Origin of the sequence: Azospirillum sp. A1-3, from assembly GCF_023806445.1 — a bacterium.
Classification (GTDB): domain Bacteria; phylum Pseudomonadota; class Alphaproteobacteria; order Azospirillales; family Azospirillaceae; genus Azospirillum.
In genome coordinates this window covers 1647622-1666955 of the sequence record NZ_JAMSLU010000001.1, presented here as the reverse complement: position 1 = coordinate 1666955, position 19334 = coordinate 1647622, and the positions used below count along the sequence as shown (strand labels likewise).

Here is a 19334-nt window from a genome sequence, read left to right as displayed (position 1 = left end):
TCCAGTTTGGGGAGTGGACCGGTTTGGAGCAGCTTCCGCAGCTGTCCGATGAGGAGTTCGAGCAGATCGAGGACGCCATCGCCCGATCGGCGAAGGGCAGGGCGTTCCTGCGGCGGCTCCACCGGCGGTCCCTCGGGGCCGCGACGGAGGAAGTGCGCGCCATGCTCCAGGAGTTCCGCGACTCCTGGAACCGCCAGAACGAAGCGGTGGAGGCCGGCAAGCATGTCGGTGTCCTGCGCCGCGAGCTGATGGAAATGGCCGCCTCGATCGAGCAGGCGAGGCGGGAAGTGGCGGCGCTGCGGCCCCCAGACGGGTCGGGCGACAAGATCCTGTCCGCCACCAACGAACTGGACGCCATCGTCATCTCGACCGAACGCGCGTCCTTCGAGATCCTGAACGCCGCGGAACGGCTGATGGATCTGGCGGGCAAACTGCGGTCCAGCGGTGCCGATCCCGCGATGTGCGGCGAGATCGATACCCAGGTGAACGACATCTTCACCGCCTGCTCCTTCCAGGATCTGACCGGCCAGCGCACCAGCAAGGTCGTCAACGCGCTCCGCTACATCGAGCAGCGCGTCATGGCCATGATCAGCATCTGGGGCGAGGATGGGCTGGCCGGCATCATCGTCAAGGAAGAGCAGACGGACAGCCGTCCCGACGCCCATCTGCTGAACGGTCCGCAGCTGGACGGTCATGGCGTCAGCCAGGCCGACGTCGACAGCATGTTCGACAGCCCGGCACCGGCGCCGGCACCGGTCGCGGCCCCGTCGCCTCCGCCGCCGCCCGCTCCGGTGCAGTCGAGCCAGGCCGACATCGACAGCATGTTCGACAGCCCGGCTCCCGCTCCCGCCCCTGCGCCGGCGCCCGCTGCGGCTCCGGTCCAGTCGAGCCAGGCGGACATTGACAGCCTGTTCGATTCGCCCGCACCCGCCGCGGCTCCGGCGGTGGCGAGCCAGTCGGACATCGACAGCATGTTCGATACGCCCGCACCCGCCCCGGCGAAGAAGCCGGTGCCGAAGCCGCCGGGCGCCGCACCGAAGGCCAAGGCCGCTCCCAAGCCTGCCGCACCGCCTCCGCCGCCCGCCGCGGCAGAGCCGCCGGCGCCGCTGGATCAGGCGGCCATCGACGCCCTGTTCGGATAGGGGGCGGTCCGGCTCCGGCACGGGTATTCAGATAAGGGCTTTCCGACCCGGGCATTCAGGCTCTCTCCCGATTGACCGCCTCCGCCCGCCGATGGCTGGATGGCGGGCGGTCAGCCGATCCAAACGCAGAACCGACGCACGCGACCAGACATCCACCACACACAGGCCACTGGCGGCCGTTTCCGAGAGGCGGGACCGAGGATGAAGCAGATGACCAAGCCCTTCATGGCCGAGCTTCAGAAAGCCCGCAAATCCGGGCATCCCTTCCAGTCCCTGATCGAGGACGGTGCTGCGGCCCCGGCGCTTCCGGTGCCGGCCACGGTCGTCCAGGCCGACAACACCGAGGTGCTGCGCGCCATCGGCGATCTCGGCGCCAAGCTGGACCGCTTCCTGACCATGGACGCGGCGCAGATCGACCAGATCCAGGTGGAGATCGCCGACATCTCCGGCCGCATCAAGGCGACCAAGGTGGAAATGGCAGCCATCCGCCACCCGCTGGCCGGCGACGACAAGTTCCAGCAGGCCAGCCAGGAACTGAGCGCCGTCGTCGCCGCGACGGAGGCCGCGACCAACACCATCATGGCCTGCGCCGAAGAGCTGGAAGAGGTGGTGTCGGAACTGAAGTCGTCCCTGCCGGAGGGCTATCACAACGACCGCGTCAACGACATGGTCGACGTCATCGTCCGCATCTACGAAGCCTGTAACTTCCAGGATCTGACCGGCCAGCGCATCACCAAGGTCGTCCGCGCCATGTCCTTCATCGAAGAGCGCGTCGACGCGATGATGGGCCTGTGGAACAAGCGCGAGTTTGAGGCGATGCCGCTGCCGCCGTCCGTCACCAAGAAGGACGAGGATCTGGACCTGCACGGTCCGGCCGAAGCCACGCCCGAAAGCGGCAACATCAGCCAGGCCGACATCGACGCGCTGTTCGGCTAAGGCGCTTTCCGCAGATTTTCCGCCAGGGGCGGGGAGGGGCATATCGCCCGCCCCCGCGTTACCGCTTGCGGCGCCCTCACCCCGGCGTGCTATACAGGGGCAACTTCGAAAGCGCCCAAGACGACGATGCTTCCTCGCCCGTACCGCCTGCCGCTGACGGCCATCCTCCTGTCCGCCGCCCTGTCCGCCTGCTCCTCCACCAAGGAGGACGCGTATGTCGAACGCCCGGCCGACCAGCTTCTGTCGGAAGCCGACGCGGCGATGCGCGATGAGGCCTTCAAGAAGGCCGCGAAGCTCTATGACGAGGTGGAGCGCCAGCATCCCTATTCGGATTCGGCCAGCAAGGCGCAGCTTCTTGCCGCCTATGCCCACTATCAGGATCTGAAGTACGACGACGCCATCCTGGCGCTCGACCGCTTCATCCAGCTTCATCCGGGCAGCCCGGATGTCGACTACGCCTATTACATGCGGGCGCTGTGCTATTACGAGCAGATCACCGACGTGCGCCGCGATCAGAAGATGACGCGTCAGGCGCTCGACTCCCTGTCGGAGGTGGTGCGTCGTTTCCCGGACAGCAAATACGCCCGCGACGCGAAGCTGAAGATCGACCTGACCAACGACCATCTTGCCGGCAAGGAGATGGAGGTCGGGCGCTTCTACCTGCGTCAGCATCAGTATACCGCCGCGATCAACCGGTTCCGCGCCGTCGTTGAAAATTACCAGACCACGTCCCATGTGCCTGAGGCGCTGCACCGCCTGGTGGAGTGCTATCTGGCGCTGGGCGTGACCGACGAGGCGAAGGCCGCCGCGGCCGTGCTCGGCCACAACTTCCCCGGCAGCGAATGGTACACGGACAGCTACGCACTGCTGGTGGACGCCAATCTGCGTCCCGAGCGAAACGAGAAGTCGTGGCTCAATCGAGCCTGGAACTCCCTGTTCTAGGACGCTCCATGCTCGTGTCGCTGACGATCCGGGACGTCGTCCTGATCGAGCGGCTGAGCCTGTCCTTCCGCAAGGGCCTGTGCGCCCTCACCGGCGAGACCGGTGCCGGCAAGTCCATCCTGCTCGACGCGCTGGGGCTGGCCCTTGGCGCGCGTGCGGATTCCGGGCTGGTGCGCCATGGCGCCGATCAGGCCTCCGTCACCGCGGAATTCGAGCTGTCGGGCGACCACCCGGCCTTCGCCATCCTGAAGGAACAGGGGCTGGACGCCGATTCGGGCGATGGCGCGCCCGGTTACCAAACACTGGTGATCCGCCGCACCGTCAACACCGATGGGCGCAGCCGCGCCTGGGTGAACGACCAGCCGGTCGGCGTCGGCCTGCTGAAGACGCTGGGCGCCGAACTGGTCGAGGTGCATGGGCAGTTCGACACCCACGGCCTGCTGAACCCGCAGACCCACCGTGGCGTGCTCGACGCCTATGCCGGGCTGTCGGCGCAAGCGGCGCAGGTCGCCGCCGCGCATCGGGCTTGGCGTCAGGTCGAGGATGCGCGCCATTCCGCCGCCGCCGACATCGCCCGCGCCCGCTCCGAAGAGGAATATCTCCGCCACGCCGTGGCCGAACTGGACGCGCTCGCCCCCAAGAGCGGCGAGGAGGAGGAACTGTCGGAGACCCGTGCGGTGCTGATGCATCGCGAGAAGCTGGTCGACGGCATGAACGCCGCCTATGCGGAACTGTCGGGCGACCGTGGTGTCGAACGTGCGCTGTCCTCGGCCATCCGCACCCTGTCCCGCATCGCCGACAAGGCCGGTGGTACACTGGACCCGGTCATTGCCGCGCTCGATCGGGCCGCGACCGAGGCGGGGGAGGCCATCGCCGCGCTGCAGGCCGCCTCCAGCGGTGTCGACATGGACCCGCGGGCGCTGGAGAAGCTGGAGGAGCGGCTGTTTGCGCTGCGCGCCGCCGCCCGCAAGCATGGCGTCGATGTCGATGCGTTGGCCGCTCTGCGCGAGGAGATGGCCGGCCGGCTGCTGCTGATCGAGGATCAGGGCGACCTGCTGGCCAAGCTGGCGAAGGAGGCCGAACAGGCCCGCACCGCCTTCCACAAGGCCGCCGAGGCGCTGGGCGCCGCCCGCCGCGAGGCCGCCGGCCGTCTGGACGTGGCGGTTGCCGCTGAACTGGCGCCCTTGAAGATGGAAAAGGCCAAGTTCCGCACGCTGGTCGAGCCGCTCGACGAGTCGGAATGGAATGCGGCCGGCATCGACCGTGTCGCCTTCCAGGTCGCCACCAACCCCGGTTCGCCGCCGGGTGCCTTGAACAAGATCGCGTCGGGCGGCGAATTGGCGCGCTTCATGCTGGCGCTGAAGGTGGTGCTGGCCCAGACCTCCACCGTCGGCACGCTGGTGTTCGACGAGGTCGATACCGGCATCGGCGGCGCCGTCGCCGCGGCGGTGGGCGAGCGTCTGGAGACCCTGGGCCATGGCCTGCAGGTGCTGGTCGTCACCCACAGCCCGCAGGTCGCGGCGCGCGGCGCCGTTCACCTGAAGGTGCAGAAGTCGCAGAAGGGCGAGCAGGTCACCACCGGCGTCGCCGAATTGGACGGCGACGAGCGGCGCGAGGAGATCGCCCGCATGCTGTCCGGCGCCACCGTCACCGCCGAAGCCCGCGCGGCGGCCGACAGCCTGATCGCCGGCCGCGGCTGAGGCTCATTCCCCCGCCAGCGCCTTGGCATGGCGGCGGAACAGACGGACCAGAGCATCCACCACCGTTGCCACGGCCGGCGCCTCGCGCCGGTCGCGGTGGACCAGCAGATGAACATCCTCGCCGAGCGCGGCCGGCGGATCGACGACGCGGACCAGCGCTGGTTCGGCATCGCCGAGCACGCAGGGCAGCAGCGTCATCCCCATTCCGCGCCGGGCGGCGTCGAGCCGCATCGGCAATTCGCTGAGCCGCGCCACGATTCGGGCGCCGCGCTCCCGGATCGTATCGTCCACCCATCCTGATTGTGACGGCCGCCGCCGTGTCTCCTGCAGGCCGACCACCGGAACGCCATCCCAGCGGCCGGACCAATCGTCGCGAAGGTCCCGCTTTGCATAGAGGGTGAAGCCGAAGTGTCCCAGCCGGCGGGTGACCAGATCGCCCTCGGCCGGCACCCGGCCCATGCGCAACGCGATGTCGGCCTCGCGCTGGGCGAGGTTCAAGGGGTTGCGGGTGCTGAGGATGGTCAGGTCGGCACCGGTCTCCGCCAGCAGATCGGGCAGATGCAGGGTGAGGAAGGCGGAGACGGACGTGGTTGCCGTCACCCGCACCGGCCGGGCCGTTGCGGCCAGCCGATCGGCATTGCGGGCGAAGGCCGCGGCGGCGTCGCCCATGGCCGCGGCACTGTCCAGCACGGAGCGGCCGAGCGCCGTCAGTTCCAGCCGGTTGGGCAGCCTGTCGAACAACGGACCGCCCACTGTCTCTTCCAACCGCTTCAGCCGGCGGCCCAGGGTCGGCGGGCTCAGCCGCAGGCGCTGTGCCGCGGCGGTCAGGCTGCCGCTGTGCGCCGTGGCCAGGAAGGCGCGGATATCCTCCCAGTCGAGATCCGCCTCGTCGATCATCCAGTCCCCATCCGAATCGCCCCATCCGAATCGCCCCATCCGAATCGCCTGGGCCGGCGGGGCGGGCGGATGTCGTCACCGCGGCAGCAGGCCATGAAGGGCGGCGTGCTGCAGCAGCATGATGGTTTTGCCATCCAGGATCGCCCCGCCGCCGACCATGGCAAGGGCATCGGCGAAGGTCAACTCGACCACCTCGATGTCCTCGCCTTCCTCGGCAATCCCGCCGCCCTCGCTGCGGTCGGCGGCGCGGTATTCGGCGACGAAGAAGGCCAAACGCTCCGTCACCGAACCGGGACTCATGAAGGCATCGAATACCCGGCGCGGTGCCTGGACGGTCACGCCCAGCTCCTCCGCGGCCTCCGCCCGGATCGCCTCTTCCGGACTGCGGTCGTCGAGCAGGCCGGCGCACACCTCAAGCAGAGGCTCGGCGTGGCCGTTGACGTAGGCGGGAAAGCGGAACTGCCGGGTCAGCAGGACGGTGCCGCGGGTCGGATCGTACAGCAGCAGGGCGGCCCCATTGCCACGGTCATAGGTCTCCCGGCTGAGGGTCTGCCAACTGCCGTCACGACGGCGGTAATCGAACACGGTCTTCTTCAGCACATACCAATCGTTGGACAGCAGCGTGACCTCACGGATGCGGATGCGGTCGTCCTGACCTGCGGACAGCGTCGTCATTGCGGGAACCCGTTGTCGGTTGGAAAGGCCGGCATCCTGCGCCGCCGTCGGCTTTCGAACAGCCCGTCAGGGGTGAAAGGCCCCGCTGCGGAATTTTGGAGGTCGCGCGTCCGCTTCTCGCGCCACATATTTCTGATTGTAGAAAATCTGCACCAGGTTCTGACGATCTCGCGCAATGCCAAAGCTTGGCGGTTCAAATCACGCGCAGAACGCTCAGATACTTATCCTATGTTAAGTTAACAGGCCTGAATGAGAGCAAAGGTATAGCCATTTTGGAGCGTTGCGGCCTTCCATCCACCTGCCTAAATTGTTGATGAAATCCCTTGGCAGTGCGTGACAAACGCCGCCGGTCCAGCTTCCGCTTGAGGTCGCGTTTGTCCGAAGTCTTTGTTCGATGAGCGGCCCGGTTCCTTCGGGGTCTGTAGACCTCACCGATTGTGACCGGGAGCCCATCCACCAGCTTGGTCTTATCCAGCCCACCGGATTCCTGATCGCCGTCACGGCCGATTGGATCGTCCTGCATGTCTCGGCCAATATCGGCCGCTGGCTGGGGGTGGAACCCGAAGACCTGCTGGGGCATCCGCTGTCCCGCGTGATCACCGGCGAGGCGCTGCACACCATCCGCGGCCGGTTGCAGGTCGCCCACATCAACGGCAGCGTCGAGCGCGCCTTCGGCGTCCATCTGTCCGACCTCGCTCCAATCTGCGACGTCGCCGTCCACCTGTCCGGCTCCACCATCGTGATCGAAGCGGAGCCGAGCGAGGGGGAGGGGCCGCAGGACTCCGGATCGCTCCTGCGCTCGATGATCGCACGGGTCCAGAACACCCGCGGCTTCGATGCCTTCTGCCGTGAGGCGGCGCGCCAGATGCGGGCACTGACCGGTTTCGATCGGGTGATGGTCTATCGCTTCGGCCCCGACGGGGCGGGGGAGGTGATCGCCGAATCGGCGGTGCACGGCATCGGCAGCTTCCTTGGCCAGCGCTATCCGGCCTCCGACATCCCGCAGCAGGCCCGGCGCCTGTACGAACGCAATTGGCTGCGCTGCATCGCCGACGTGAATGCGCCGCCGGTGCCGGTGGTGCCGACGCTCGATCCCACGGGGCGGCCGCTGGACCTGTCGCTCAGCCTGCTGCGCAGCGTCTCGCTGATCCATGTCGAATATCTGCGCAACATGGGGGTCAACGCCTCGCTGTCGGTGTCGATCCTGCGGCATGGCAAGCTGTGGGGCCTGTTCGCCTGTCATCACCGCCATGCCCGCTCGCTCTCCTTCGAACGGCGCACAACTGCCGAGCTGTTCGGACAGATGGTCTCCCTCCTGCTGGAGGGACGCGAACGCGAGCAGGAAAGCCAGCACGAGGCGCAGGTCCGCCGCGCACATGTCCGCATCATGTCGATGCTGGCCGACAGCGAATCGCCGCTGGACAATCTGGTCACCTTCGCGACGGAGCTGCGGACGCTGATCGAGTGCGACGGCTTCGCCTGCTGCATCGACGGCCAACTGCATATGGAAGGCGAGACGCCGACGCGGGAGGAGACGCAGGGCGTCATGCGTTTCCTGCACCGGACGCCGCCCAGCAAGGTCTATTTGACCGACGAATTGGGGGCCGTCCATCCGCCGGCCCGCGACTTCACCGAACGGGCCTGCGGACTGCTGGCCATCCCCGTGTCGCGCATGCCGCGCGACTACCTGGTCTTCTTCCGCAAGGAGCTGATCCGCACCGTCACCTGGGGCGGCGACCCGACCAAGCCGGCGCAGTATGGCCCCAACGGTCCGCGCCTGACCCCGCGCAAGAGCTTTGAGGCCTGGAAGGAAACCGTGCGCGGTCGCTCCAAGCCCTGGACCGAACTGGACGAGCGCAACGCCGAATCCCTGCGGGTGACGCTGCTGGAGGTGGTGTTGCGGCTGGCCGACATCGCCGGCCGCACCCGCAAGGAGGCGACCGAGCGTCAGGAACTGCTGATCGCCGAACTGAACCACCGCGTCCGCAACATCCTCAGCCTTGTCCGTGCCCTGGTGCGGCAGAGCGAGACCGGGGCGGAGACGGTGCAGCAGTTCGCCGCCATCGTCGCCGGCCGCATCGAGGCGCTGGCCCGCGCCCATGATCAGATCACCGCGGATAATTGGGGACCGGCCTCGTTGCGCGCCCTGATCGCGGCGGAGATCGGCGCCTATCTGTCGGCCAAAAGCGAGCGGGTGCGGCTGACCGGGCCGGAGGTGCTGCTGGCGCCGCAGGCCTTCTCCGTCTTTGCGCTGGTGGTGCACGAGCTGACCACCAACTCGGCCAAATACGGCGCGCTCAGCGACAGCGGTGGCTGGGTCGAGGCGGACTGGTCGATCGACGGGGGTGGGCGGCTGCAGATCGACTGGCAGGAGAATGGCGGTCCGCCGGTGCGGGCGCCCTCGCGTGTCGGTTTCGGCACCACGGTGATCGAGCGCTCCGTCCCCCACGATCTGCAGGGCGAGGCCGAGGTGACCTATGCCCTGTCGGGCTTGCGGGCGCGTTTCATGATCCCGGCCCAGTATGTCACCGTCGCCGCCAGCCTGCCGGGCGGCGGCCGGCTCAGCCTGCCGGTGCCTGCGGCCGATTTCTCCATCGGCGGTCCGGTGCTGCTGCTGGAAGACAACATGATCATCGCGATGGCGACGGAAGACGTGCTGCTGAGCTTCAGCGCCAGCCGGGTCAACACCGCCGCCGGCGTCCGCCACGCCCTGCGCCTGATCGACGAGGACCCGCCGGTGGTCGGTGTGCTGGACATCAACCTGGGCAACGAGACCTCGCTCGCGGTCGCCGAACGGCTGCGGGAGCTGGGAATCCCCTTCGTGTTCGCGACCGGCTATGGCGAGTCCGCCGCAGTGCCGGAGCGGTTCGCGGACGTGCCGGTGCTGAAGAAGCCGTATGGGTCCGATCAGGTGGTGCAGGTGTTGGCGTCGGTGATGGGGTAGGGGAAGCGTCGGCTTCGATTGCCCCCTCCCCAACCCTCCCCCGCTTCGCGGGAGAGGGAGTTAAGCGTAAGAGCGGCGGAGTTCCCTCTCCCACCGAAGGTGGGGGAGGGTTAGGGAGGGGGCCCCTCCGCGACCACTTACCCCCTCACCACCCCAAACCGCGCGAACAGCGCCACGCTGACCGCCACCGTGGCGTTCAGCGACTCCACCGCGCCGGTCGTCGGCACCGACAGCCGCATCGCCGGGCAGTCGGCCGGCACGCCCTGGCCTTCCTCGCCCAGGATCAGCCGCATGTCGGCCGGCCAGTCGAAGCGCGTCAGATCCTCGCCCCCACCGTCCAGCGCATAGAGCGGCCCGGCCGCGTCGTTCACCGCCGACCATCGCGGCCCGCGCAGCAGAGTCAGCGCGAACTGCGCATTCGATGCTGCCCGCAGGCATTTTGGATGGAAGGGATGCGCTGCCCCCTCCAGCAGCACGATCCGCGACACGCCGAAGGCGGCGGCGCTGCGGAGCAAGGCGCCGAGATTGCTGGGATCGCCCAGCGCGCACAGCAACTCCAGCCCCTGCGGCGGCTGCGACAGGTCGATGGCCGGCATCTTCGGCACGGCACCCACCAGCAGCGGGAAGCCGGTGCCCGATACGTCGAGCGTCCGGAACAGGGCAGGGGCCAACTGCACCGGCTCCACCCCCGGCGGCAGGCGCCAGCCAGCGATTTGGGCGGGATCGGTGAACAGAACACGCTCGAACCGTTCGGGGTGCTGACGCAGCGCCTCCGGCACCGTCTTCAGGCCGGCCAGCAGGAACTTGCCGTTTTTCTTCAGCCCGCGGCTTTCCAGCGCCGATTCCCACAGCTTGAACTGCGGGTTCTGCGGGCTTTCGATCAGCAGGGGCGGGCGGGTCATGGCAACGGGCTTTCCGGCAAGGGGATGCCCTTGCCTAGCACAGCAGCGTCCCCAAAGTCAGGGGTTCAGGCGGCGGCCGAGGAACAGCAGGGGGCCGCGTTGGCAGGCGTCGGTAAAGCCGGCGCGCTGATAGAACTCGACATTGCGGGCGAAAACGGCGGTGACCAGATGCACGCCGGAAAGGCCGTCGGCCCGGCAATCCTCGGCGAAGCGGTCGACCAGCCGGCGGCCCAGCCCATGCTCCCGCCAGCCCGGCCGGACATTCACATGGAAATGGGCGGGGTAGGCGGCGAAATGGTCGGCGAAGACCTCGTATTTCGGGATGCGCCGAGCCAGTTCAACCGAGCCCGCGCTGTCCTTGCAGCCGGTGAGATAGCCGACGATTTGCCCGTCGCCCGCCACTGCCATCCAAATGTCGCGCGGCGCCTCCGCCACGAACCAGCCGGTCCAAGTGGCGAGGAAGGCGGCGCGGTCGGCGTCCGACGCGAACTCCGTCCGGGTGGTGGAGGCGAAGAAGATGTCCTCCAGGGCAGACAGCGCCGCCGCGCGGTCCGGCAGGGCGGTCAGGCGCTCCAGCCGGATATCTCCGCCCTCCGTCATCACTTCCGCTGTGCGGTCTGGACCGACAGGGCGCGCGGGGCCAGCATGGTGTAGTGGCCGCGCGCCTTCATCACGCCGGCCCCTTCCTCCGCCTGCTGGCCGTGGCCCCAGAACAGGTCGCCGCGGACCGGACCCTTGATGGCGCCGCCGGTGTCCTGCGCCACCACCAGCCGGTTGATGGCGCCGCCCGGCACCGGGGCGTCGCGCACCTCCAGCCAGAGCGGCACGCCCAACGGGATATGCTCGACATCGACGGCGAGGCTGCGGCCGGGGGTCAGCTCCATGTTGCGGGCGCCGCGGGCGCCGACCTCGGGCTTGACCTTGAAGAAGACGTAGGAGGGGTTGAGGTTCATCACCCGCTGGGCCTCGGCCGGATGGTCCTTCAGCCAGCGGCGGATCGTCTGCAGCGACATCTGTTCCGGCGTGGCGTCACCGATGTCGATGATATGGCGGCCTATCGGGTAATAGCTGTGACCGTTCTGGCCGGCGTAATGGATACCGACCACCGACCCGTCGGCCATGACCGCCCGGCCCGACCCCTGGATTTCCAGGAAGAAGGCGTCGACCGGGTCGTCCACCCACATCAGTTCCAGCCCCTTGCCCTTCAGCGCCCCGGCTTCGATCCGGGCGCGGGTCGGGAGGCCGTGCTTGCCGCGCGCCGGCATGCGGTAGAGCGGGACATTGTAGCGTTCGGTCCGCGTCCAGCTGCCGTGCAGCTCGATCTCGTAGTAGCCGGTGAACAGGCCGTTTTCGCCGTTGCTGACGTCGCGCGGGGTGAAGAAGGTCTCGAAGAAGCGGCGGGCCGCCTCGCTGTCACCGGGGGGCAGGTCGCGGGCGGCGGCGCAGATGGCGCGCCAGTCATCGGTGGTACCGGCGGCGCGCAACTGGCCCAGCGCCTTGCCCGGCGGCTGGTTCTTCACCCAGCCGCAGGTGCGCTGCACCGCCGGAACCGCTTGGGCATGGTCGTCGTCGATCCAGCCGGCGAGATGGCGGAAGTCGGGCGAAACCTGATCCCAGGTCGGGCGCTGGGCCGTGGTCCGCTGCCCGTCCACCGTCGGCGCGGTGCCGGCACAGGCCGCCAGCGTCGCCAGCAGGCCGCCGAGCAGGGAAAGCCGCAGGAGCTGCCGCTCTTTGGGCCGCTTCATTTCACGCGCACACGCCACCCCAGCCGCAGCCGCCATCGCGCACTCCGCCACCAGCAATCGATCTGTCCATTCGAAGACCCGGATCGTCCGGACGCTCTGGCGGTCCGGTCACGATAAGGTCACATCACCCGATCGTTTGTGCCGGTGGTTACCCCGAGTCGTCAATCCCCAACCTGCACTTTCGGGTAGGTCGCGGCCGGTTGTCACGGGTGGGCGCCGGTCGCGCCTTTCCGGCGGCAAGCGGGGCAGCCGCGCGGCGGCAAGGCGTGACAGGACGCGGCAAACGCGGTATCGACAGCCCATACGTGAAGGACCGTCCGCAACTGTGCATCCCGTCCCCGATCCGATGCGGGGGAACATGCGGGCGGCCGGTCCTGTTCGCCGCCATGAGATACCCCAAGGGACCAGACGCCATGACACCCGCCGCCCGCCTCCAGGCGGTCATCGATCTGCTGACCGAGATCGACGAGACCCCTCGCCCCGCCGACGCGGTGATGAGCGCCTATTTCCGCAATCGCCGCTACATCGGGTCGAAGGACCGCACCGCAGTCGCCCAGATGGCCTACGCGATCCTGCGCCGCCATGCCCGGCTCACTTGGTGGATCGAGCGCGGCGGTTACGAGCGCGCCACCCCGCGCGCCCGCGTCCTGGCCTATCTGCTGCTGGAAGAGAACCGCAACGCCGGCGTGGTGCTGGAGATGTTCAGCGGCGGCAAGTTCGCCCCGGCTCGCCTGACCGACGACGAGTTGGCGCTGGTCGGCAAGCTGGAAAGCCACACGATGGATCATCCCGACATGCCGGAGACGGTGCGGGTGGAGTGTCCGGAGTGGGCGGAAGCGGCGATGCGCGCCTCGCTGGGCGACCGCTTCGGGGTGGAGATGGAGAAGCTGCTGGAGGCGGCGCCGCTCGACCTGCGCATCAATCCGCTGAAGGCCAACCAGCAGAGCGCGATCAAGGCGCTGGCCAAGGCGCAGATCACGGCGGAGACCACGCGCTGGTCGCCACTGGGCCTGCGGGTGAAGGGCCGGCCGCCGCTGGGCAGCGTCGACGCCTTCAAGGACGGTCTGGTCGAGATCCAGGACGAGGGCTCGCAGCTGGTCGCGCTGGCGGTGGCGCCGAAGCCCGGCCATCAGGTGGTCGATTTCTGCGCCGGCGCCGGCGGCAAGACGCTGGCCGTCGCGGCGCTGATGAAGAACAAGGGCCGCGTCGTCGCCTGCGACGTGCTGGACAAGCGCCTGAAGCGCGCCGCCGAGCGCTTCCGCCGCGCCGGCCTGCACAACATCGAAGCCCACCCGCTGACCAGCGAGCGCGATCCCTGGGTGAAGCGCCACAAGCGCAAGTTTGACCGCGTGCTGGTCGACGCCCCCTGTTCCGGCACCGGCACCTGGCGCCGCAACCCGGATGCCCGCTGGCGCCAGCTCGGGCCGGGGCTGGAACAGCTGCTGCCGCTGCAGGCCAACATCCTGGACAGCGCGGCGCGTCTGGTGAAGCCGGGCGGACGGCTGATCTATGCCACCTGCTCCATGCTGCATGACGAGAACGAGGCGCAGGTCGAAGCCTTCCTGCAGACCCACCACGACTTCATCGTGAAGCCCGTCGCCGAGGTTTGGGCGGAGGAGGAGGCCGGCGCGCCGCCGGTCGAGGGTCCGTACCTGCGCCTAACCCCGGCTAAGCACGACACCGACGGTTTCTTCGCCGCCGTGCTGGAGCGCCGCGCGGAAGAGAGCGTGTCGGAAGTCGGGCTGGAGCAGGGCGAAGTCGATCCGGTCGAGCTGGGCAAGGCGATCGATGCGTGAGTGAGGGGGCGTCGGCTGACGATGCCCCCTCCCTAACCCTCCCCCGCGTTCCGCAGGAGAGGGGACTGCCGCCGCATTGCAAACTCACCCTCTCCCGCGAAGCTCTCGCACAAAGCTATGCTTTGTGCTGACGCGACAGGCGGACCGTAGGTCCGCTGAGAGCGGGGGAGGGAGGGACCCGCGAAGCGGGAGGGAGGGGGCATCGCGAGCCAACCCTCCCCACCCTTGACAGCCGGGGTGGCGCGCTCCTTATCGGTGGGGTAGGCTTTCCGCCGCGCAATTCCCCCTCAAGAGGACCAGATGAAGTTCTCCTTCGCCAAGCCGTCCCTGCCGTCCTCCGGCGTCCTCGCCGTGACCGTCGCCGCCGACCGCAGCCTCGGCCTGATCGGCCGCGAACTGGATCAGAAGACCGGTGGGGCGCTGGCCCGCGCCATGGCCGCCGCCCGCTTCACCGGCAAGAAGGACGAGACGCTGACGCTGCTCGCCCCGGCCGGGACCGAGCTTGACCGCATTCTGCTGGTCGGCATCGGCAAGGGCGCCGACCTGACTGATCTGGTGCTCCAGGCCGCCGGCGGCGCCATCGCCGTGGCCCTGGACAAGGCCACCGACGAGGCGGCGCTGCTGGTCGAACTGCCGGAGGGGGCCAAGCTTTCCCCGGCTGCCGCCGCCGCCGAGATCGCCTTCGGCGCGCAGCTGCGCAGCTACAAGTTCGACAAGTACCGGACCAACGACCGCAAGTCCGACAAGAAGGAGCCGAAGCCCAGCCTGCGCAAGGTGACGCTGCTGGTCGAGGATGACGGCGCCGCAAAGGCCGCCTTCAAGAAGCTGGACACGTTGGCCGACGCAATCCGCTTCACCCGCGATCTGGTGTCGGAGCCGGCCAACGTCATCTATCCGGAAAGCCTCGCCGAGAAGACGAAGGAGCTGGAGCAGTTCGGCGTCGAAGTCGAAATCCTCGACCAGAAGAAGCTGCGCAAGATCGGCATGGGCGCCCTGCTGGGCGTCGCCCAGGGCAGCGCCTTCGAGCCGCGCGTGGTCGTGATGCGCTGGAACGGCAACCCGGATGCCGCTGACAAGCGCCCGGTCGCTTTCATCGGCAAGGGCGTGACCTTCGACAGCGGCGGCATCTCGATCAAGGGTGCGGCCGGCATGGAAGACATGAAGTGGGACATGGGCGGCTCCGCCACCGTGATCGGCACCATGTACGCGCTGGCCGCCCGCAAGGCGAAGGTCAACGCTGTCGGTATCGTCGGTCTGGTGGAGAACATGCCGTCCGGCACGGCGCAGCGTCCGGGCGACATCGTCACCTCGCTGTCGGGCCAGACCATCGAGGTCATCAACACCGACGCCGAAGGGCGCCTCGTGCTGGCCGACTGCCTGTGGTACGCGCAGGATGTCTACAAGCCCAAGCTGATGATCGATCTCGCCACCCTGACCGGCGCCGTCATCGTCGCGCTGGGCCACGAGCATGCCGGCCTGTTCGCCAACGACGACGACCTCGCCATGAACCTGACGGCCGCCGGCCTGAAGGTGGGCCAGCCGGTGTGGCGCATGCCGCTGGGTGACGGCTATGACAAGGAAATCGACTCGCCGGCCGCCGACATGAAGAACACCGGGTCGGGCGGCGGCGCCGGCAGCATCGTCGGCGCGCAGTTCCTGAAGCGCTTCGTCAACGACCTGCCCTGGGCGCACATCGACATCGCCGGTGTCGCCTGGGCGAAGAAGGACGGACCCACGGTGCCGAAGGGCGCCTCCGCCTTCGGCGTGCGCCTGCTCGACCGCTTCGTGGCGGAATACCACGAAGGCTGATGACCTGAGTTGAGTGAAGGAGCCATGACCGAAGTCCGCTTCTACCACCTGCAACGGCGCACGATGGAGCAGGCGCTGCCCAAGATCCTGGAGAAGGTTCTTGAGCGGAACTGGCGCGCCGTCGTGCTGGCCGGTTCGCCGGAGCGGGTGGACATGCTGAACCAGCATTTGTGGACCTACGATCCCGGCTCCTTCCTGCCGCACGGTGCGGCGCGCGACGGCTTCGCGGACCGCCAGCCGGTGTGGCTGACCGATGCCGATGAGAACCCCAACGGCGCCACCGTGCTGGTCACGGTGGACGGCTGCGTCAGCGATCGGATGGATGGCTTCGAGCTTGTCTGTGACCTGTTCGACGGCAACGACGACGAGGCGGTGCTGGCCGCCCGCCAGCGCTGGAAAGCCTGCAAAGCGGCCGGCCACAGCCTGACCTATTGGCAGCAGACCGACCGCGGCGGGTGGGAAAAGCGGGCCTGAGCTGAGGCGGTCGCAATACCGGTCGTTTCCGGATCATTTCGATTGCATTCGATCCGTTCAGAGGCAAATCTAATTGCCCACGCGGACGGTTCAAAGGTGCATGTTCCCGATGAACAGGAGCCAGATCGACCCGGCGCTCGCCCAGCAGGTCAAGGACGCGAGCATCCTGATCGTGGACGACAACCCGTCCAACGTCGACCTGTTGCGGGAAATCCTGAGCCATGACGGTTATCGCCGTGTGCGCGGCGAGACCGACCCGCGCAAGGTGCCGGACCTCTGCGCGGCGGAGCCGTTTGACCTGCTGCTGATCGACATCCGCATGCCGCACATGAGCGGCTTCGACCTGATGGAGCGGCTGAAGCCGATCTTCGGCGACGATTACGTGCCGATCCTGGTGCTGACCGCCCAAACCGACCAGGAGACCCGGCGCAAGTCGCTGGAACTGGGCGCCAACGATTTCCTGACCAAGCCCTTCATCGCCTGGGAGCTTCTGCACCGCGTGCGCAACATGGTGGAGATCCGCAAGCTCTACCGCCGCGCCGCCGAACAGAACCGCGAGCTTGAACACCGTGTGACGGAGCGCACCGCCGAACTGTCGGATGCGCTGGAGGCGGCGCGCAAGGCCGACCGCGCCAAGCTGGACTTCCTGGCGGTGATGAGCCACGAGCTGCGCACGCCGCTGAACTCCATCATCGGCTTCGCCGACGTGCTGGCAGGGGAGGGGATGGGCAAGCTGGGCCATCCCGATTACCTGGAATATGTGAAGCTGATCGAGGAAAGCGGCCGGTCGCTGCTGACCATGGTCAACAACATCCTGGACTATACGCGCGGCTCCACCGGCTCCATCGAGATCCAGGAAAGCGACGTCAACATCCCCCAGCTGCTGACCGGCTGCGCCGACATGCTGGCGCCGAAGGCGGCGGGCAAGCGGCTGACGGTGGCCGTCCATCCCTGTCCCGCCTTCCGCATGCGCATCGACCGCCGCCGGCTGCGCGAGATGGTGCTGAACCTTCTGGACAACGCGGTCAAGTTCACACCCACCGGCGGCCATGTCGCCGTGGCGGTGGAGGACCGCGGCAACTTCGTCGGGCTGACCGTGCGTGACAACGGGCCGGGAATTCCGGCCGAGCTGATGGGGCGCATCTTCAACCCCTTCACCCAGGCTGAACGCTCGCTGATCCGCCAGCATGAGGGGGTCGGGTTGGGGCTGCCCATCGTGCGCCGCTTTGCCGAATTGCATGGCGGCGGCGTTGAGATCGACAGCGCACCGGGGCGGGGGACGGCGGTGACCATCCTGCTGCCGAAGGAGCGGTTGCTGGAAGGGTGATGGCCCCTCGCTCAATGAAACGTGAACATCTCCGGCGCACCACCGATGCGCGCCACCAACCCACCGCTGGGCGGCACTTGCCGCCACTGGTCGCGCTGGGCGTCGACCGGTTCCGACACCACGATCAGGCCATTCTCTCCCCGGCGCCAGTACAGGCTGGGCGGCTTGTCGTCGGATGCCCAGCGCACCGCCCACACCCGCTCGCCGTCGGTCCAGGTCGCGGTGAAGCGAAGCGGCGCAGTGATGTCCAGCGCCTGCATCTCGTCGCGGATGGTATGCAGCACGCGCTGGAAGGCGCCGACCGAATCCTGCTCCAGCCCCTGGCCGATCGCGGCGAGGAAGATCGCCTCGCTGTCGGTGGTGCCGGTGCGCGAGCTGTACAGCTCGTCCGGGATCATCGCCTCCACCCGGCGGCGCAGGCGGGGCCAGTCGCCGATCTGCCCGTTGTGCATGAACAGGAAACGCCCGGCTTTGAAGGGATGGCAGTTGGCCCGGCTGACCGCGGTGCCGGTGGCCGCCCGCACATGGGCGAAGAACAGGTGGGAGCGGACATGGCTGCAGATCGATTGCAGATTCTCGTCCGACCAGGCCGGGCGGATCTCGCAATAGCGGCCGGGCTCGGTCCGCTCGCTGTACCAGCCGACGCCGAAGCCGTCACCGTTGGTTTCGGTCTTCGCCTCCGCAGCGTGCATCGACTGTTCGATCAGGGAATGACAGGGCGTGCAGACCAGCGTTTCCAGGAACACGGGTTCGCCGCAATAGGCAAGAAACCGACACATCGACCGACGCACCATGGCAGCCGCGACAGGGACTGCGTCAATTTGACCTGAGGCGCCGTGTGAAACAAGAGGGCGGGTTCATGGAAGCGTCATGCCCGCCGGCACCTGTTGCATTTCCGCCGGTTATCGCCGGTTCCGCCCGATACTTGTCACCAGACCAGCTTGGGCAGTGCAGCGACGCGCAGCGGCCCGACATAGAGCGCGCGGTCCTGCACAGTCACCGGGGCGGTGACCACCGGTTCGCCGTTCGGGCCGGTCGGACGCGCCAGCATGGCCAGGACGGTTTTGGCGATGGCGGCCTCGTTCGGGCGCATCATCGGCTTCACCGCGTCCAGGATGGCCGGTGCGCCGCGGATCTCCGCGGTCAGCGCCGCCTGCGGCTGCAACTGGGCATCCAGCGCCAGCGTGCCGGACAGCACCGCTCCCAGCGGTCCCCAATCCAGCGCCAGCCGGTCCAGTTCCACCGTGCCGCCGTCGCGGCTCCAGGCCGACAGGCTGGCCGGCTCCGGCCGGGGCGGTGCGCCCATGACGCGCAGGGTCAGTTCCGTCCGCTTCACCTCGCGGCCCAGCGTCGGCGGTATGCCGTCGGGCAGGGTCAGCCCGTCGGCGGACAGCGTCATGGTCAGGCCGGCGGTGCCGCGTTCGGCCGGCGGCTGGTCCGGCTGGGCGGCGCTGACGTCGAGCGCGGCGACCGGCACCGACTGTCCGGCGACCTGCGCGGTCAGGCCGGTGAAGTGCAGGGCGAGCCGCTCCAGCGTGCCCGACATCCGCATCGTCACGTCGCCGCTGCCGCCCTGCGGTGCCAGGATGTCGACGGGTGGCTGACCGGGCTGGACGACGGACAGGCGCTGCTCGCCCGGAAAGGTCAGTGCGATGCGCGTCGGGTTCCAGGGGGCTGCCTCCGCCACCAGACCCCCGCCCTGCCAGTCGGCGCCACGGGTCGCCAGATGGAGCTTTTCAAGCTCGGCCCGCAGGGTGAAGGGGAAGCCGCCGACGGTCAGCCCGCCATGTTCGACCACCGCCCCGTTGGCACGCTGGTCGGCGACCCAGGTCTCCAGCCCTTCCCGCACGGAACGGGCCGCCTGCCACCACCACAATGAATAAAGAAGGGCAGGCAGCAGCAGGACCATCATAACCAGGATGGTCGCGATCCGGCGCCCGGTCAGCAGGCGGCGCGGGGCGGAAGAGGTGGCATTGGGTCGCATCGGTGGCATGTCCGTTCCATCTCCGTACCGTTATAGCGACCCCGGAACCCGCATGCTAGGC

Annotated in this window: 16 protein-coding genes; 9 read left to right on the top strand and 7 right to left on the bottom strand. The window is 68.3% G+C overall.

Going from position 1 to position 19334, the window contains the following annotated elements:
- The first annotated feature begins 23 nt into the window (after positions 1-23).
- From M5E06_RS35490 to recN, 4 genes are all read left to right on the top strand, one after another.
- Positions 24-1142: a protein phosphatase CheZ gene (locus M5E06_RS35490; RefSeq protein WP_286208635.1), complete on the top strand. Its 1119-nt coding sequence runs from the start codon at positions 24-26 to the stop codon at positions 1140-1142.
- A 210-nt stretch (positions 1143-1352) separates the two neighbouring features.
- Positions 1353-2078, top strand: a complete 726-nt coding sequence (locus M5E06_RS07865; RefSeq protein WP_252137757.1) for a protein phosphatase CheZ — start codon at positions 1353-1355, stop codon at positions 2076-2078.
- 126 nt (positions 2079-2204) lie between these two features.
- The gene (locus tag M5E06_RS07860; RefSeq protein ID WP_252137756.1) at positions 2205-3020 is read left to right on the top strand and encodes an outer membrane protein assembly factor BamD; all 816 of its coding nucleotides are present in this window, start codon (positions 2205-2207) and stop codon (positions 3018-3020) included.
- Between the two features lie 8 nt (positions 3021-3028).
- On the top strand, positions 3029-4720 hold the full coding sequence (gene recN / locus M5E06_RS07855; RefSeq protein WP_252137755.1) for a DNA repair protein RecN: 1692 nt from the start codon (positions 3029-3031) through the stop codon (positions 4718-4720).
- Between the two features lie 3 nt (positions 4721-4723).
- Here recN and M5E06_RS07850 read toward each other — a convergent pair whose 3' ends face one another.
- Positions 4724-5617: a LysR family transcriptional regulator gene (locus M5E06_RS07850; RefSeq protein ID WP_252137754.1), complete on the bottom strand. Its 894-nt coding sequence runs from the start codon at positions 5615-5617 to the stop codon at positions 4724-4726.
- Between the two features lie 75 nt (positions 5618-5692).
- A complete protein-coding gene (locus M5E06_RS07845) occupies positions 5693-6292 on the bottom strand; it encodes an NUDIX domain-containing protein (protein WP_252137753.1) in 600 nt (199 codons plus the stop codon).
- A gap of 394 nt (positions 6293-6686) precedes the next feature.
- On the opposite strand from M5E06_RS07845, the gene M5E06_RS07840 reads away from it, so the two are divergent.
- Positions 6687-9236 (top strand): HWE histidine kinase domain-containing protein, encoded by a 2550-nt coding sequence (locus M5E06_RS07840; protein WP_252137752.1) that lies wholly within the window; start codon positions 6687-6689, stop codon positions 9234-9236.
- Positions 9237-9373: 137 nt separating this feature from the next.
- On the opposite strand, the gene M5E06_RS07835 is transcribed toward M5E06_RS07840, so the two are convergent.
- The 3 genes from M5E06_RS07835 to mltA are packed head-to-tail and all read right to left on the bottom strand — an operon-like array spanning position 9374 to position 11883.
- Positions 9374-10138: a TrmH family RNA methyltransferase gene (locus M5E06_RS07835; protein ID WP_252137751.1), complete on the bottom strand. Its 765-nt coding sequence runs from the start codon at positions 10136-10138 to the stop codon at positions 9374-9376.
- A 57-nt stretch (positions 10139-10195) separates the two neighbouring features.
- Entirely contained in the window at positions 10196-10738 is a 543-nt protein-coding gene (locus M5E06_RS07830; RefSeq protein ID WP_252137750.1) for a GNAT family N-acetyltransferase, read from the bottom strand.
- The gene (gene mltA / locus M5E06_RS07825) at positions 10738-11883 is read right to left on the bottom strand and encodes a murein transglycosylase A (RefSeq protein WP_252137749.1); all 1146 of its coding nucleotides are present in this window, start codon (positions 11881-11883) and stop codon (positions 10738-10740) included. Before mltA ends, M5E06_RS07830 begins: the two co-directional genes overlap by 1 nt.
- A 413-nt stretch (positions 11884-12296) precedes the next feature.
- Here mltA and M5E06_RS07820 point away from each other — a divergent pair, with 413 nt between their 5' ends.
- From M5E06_RS07820 to M5E06_RS07805, 4 genes are all read left to right on the top strand, one after another.
- Complete coding sequence (locus M5E06_RS07820) at positions 12297-13679, top strand: RsmB/NOP family class I SAM-dependent RNA methyltransferase (RefSeq protein ID WP_252137748.1); 1383 nt, start codon at positions 12297-12299, stop codon at positions 13677-13679.
- Positions 13680-13979: 300 nt separating this feature from the next.
- Positions 13980-15488, top strand: coding sequence for a leucyl aminopeptidase (locus M5E06_RS07815; protein WP_252137747.1), 1509 nt, complete (start codon positions 13980-13982; stop codon positions 15486-15488).
- A gap of 24 nt (positions 15489-15512) precedes the next feature.
- On the top strand, positions 15513-15962 hold the full coding sequence (locus tag M5E06_RS07810; RefSeq protein ID WP_109073865.1) for a DNA polymerase III subunit chi: 450 nt from the start codon (positions 15513-15515) through the stop codon (positions 15960-15962).
- A 109-nt stretch (positions 15963-16071) separates the two neighbouring features.
- Complete coding sequence (locus M5E06_RS07805; RefSeq protein WP_252137746.1) at positions 16072-17289, top strand: ATP-binding response regulator; 1218 nt, start codon at positions 16072-16074, stop codon at positions 17287-17289.
- A gap of 11 nt (positions 17290-17300) precedes the next feature.
- On the opposite strand, the gene M5E06_RS07800 is transcribed toward M5E06_RS07805, so the two are convergent.
- Positions 17301-18068, bottom strand: coding sequence for a class II glutamine amidotransferase (locus tag M5E06_RS07800; RefSeq protein WP_252137745.1), 768 nt, complete (start codon positions 18066-18068; stop codon positions 17301-17303).
- A 149-nt stretch (positions 18069-18217) separates the two neighbouring features.
- A complete protein-coding gene (locus M5E06_RS07795) occupies positions 18218-19273 on the bottom strand; it encodes a DUF2125 domain-containing protein (RefSeq protein WP_252137744.1) in 1056 nt (351 codons plus the stop codon).
- Positions 19274-19334 lie beyond the last annotated feature (61 nt).

Bases quoted from the DNA above. Each gene is read 5' to 3' on its own strand.
- M5E06_RS07865 (WP_252137757.1), top strand. From the start codon at position 1,353: ATGACCAAGCCCTTCATGGCCGAGCTTCAGAAAGCCCGCAAATCCGGG.
- M5E06_RS07860 (WP_252137756.1), top strand. From the start codon at position 2,205: ATGCTTCCTCGCCCGTACCGCCTGCCGCTGACGGCCATCCTCCTGTCC.
- recN (WP_252137755.1), top strand. From the start codon at position 3,029: ATGCTCGTGTCGCTGACGATCCGGGACGTCGTCCTGATCGAGCGGCTG.
- M5E06_RS07850 (WP_252137754.1), bottom strand. From the start codon at position 5,617: ATGATCGACGAGGCGGATCTCGACTGGGAGGATATCCGCGCCTTCCTG.
- M5E06_RS07845 (WP_252137753.1), bottom strand. From the start codon at position 6,292: ATGACGACGCTGTCCGCAGGTCAGGACGACCGCATCCGCATCCGTGAG.
- M5E06_RS07840 (WP_252137752.1), top strand. From the start codon at position 6,687: ATGAGCGGCCCGGTTCCTTCGGGGTCTGTAGACCTCACCGATTGTGAC.
- M5E06_RS07835 (WP_252137751.1), bottom strand. From the start codon at position 10,138: ATGACCCGCCCGCCCCTGCTGATCGAAAGCCCGCAGAACCCGCAGTTC.
- M5E06_RS07830 (WP_252137750.1), bottom strand. From the start codon at position 10,738: ATGACGGAGGGCGGAGATATCCGGCTGGAGCGCCTGACCGCCCTGCCG.
- mltA (WP_252137749.1), bottom strand. From the start codon at position 11,883: ATGAAGCGGCCCAAAGAGCGGCAGCTCCTGCGGCTTTCCCTGCTCGGC.
- M5E06_RS07820 (WP_252137748.1), top strand. From the start codon at position 12,297: ATGACACCCGCCGCCCGCCTCCAGGCGGTCATCGATCTGCTGACCGAG.
- M5E06_RS07815 (WP_252137747.1), top strand. From the start codon at position 13,980: ATGAAGTTCTCCTTCGCCAAGCCGTCCCTGCCGTCCTCCGGCGTCCTC.
- M5E06_RS07810 (WP_109073865.1), top strand. From the start codon at position 15,513: ATGACCGAAGTCCGCTTCTACCACCTGCAACGGCGCACGATGGAGCAG.
- M5E06_RS07805 (WP_252137746.1), top strand. From the start codon at position 16,072: ATGAACAGGAGCCAGATCGACCCGGCGCTCGCCCAGCAGGTCAAGGAC.
- M5E06_RS07800 (WP_252137745.1), bottom strand. From the start codon at position 18,068: ATGTGTCGGTTTCTTGCCTATTGCGGCGAACCCGTGTTCCTGGAAACG.
- M5E06_RS07795 (WP_252137744.1), bottom strand. From the start codon at position 19,273: ATGCGACCCAATGCCACCTCTTCCGCCCCGCGCCGCCTGCTGACCGGG.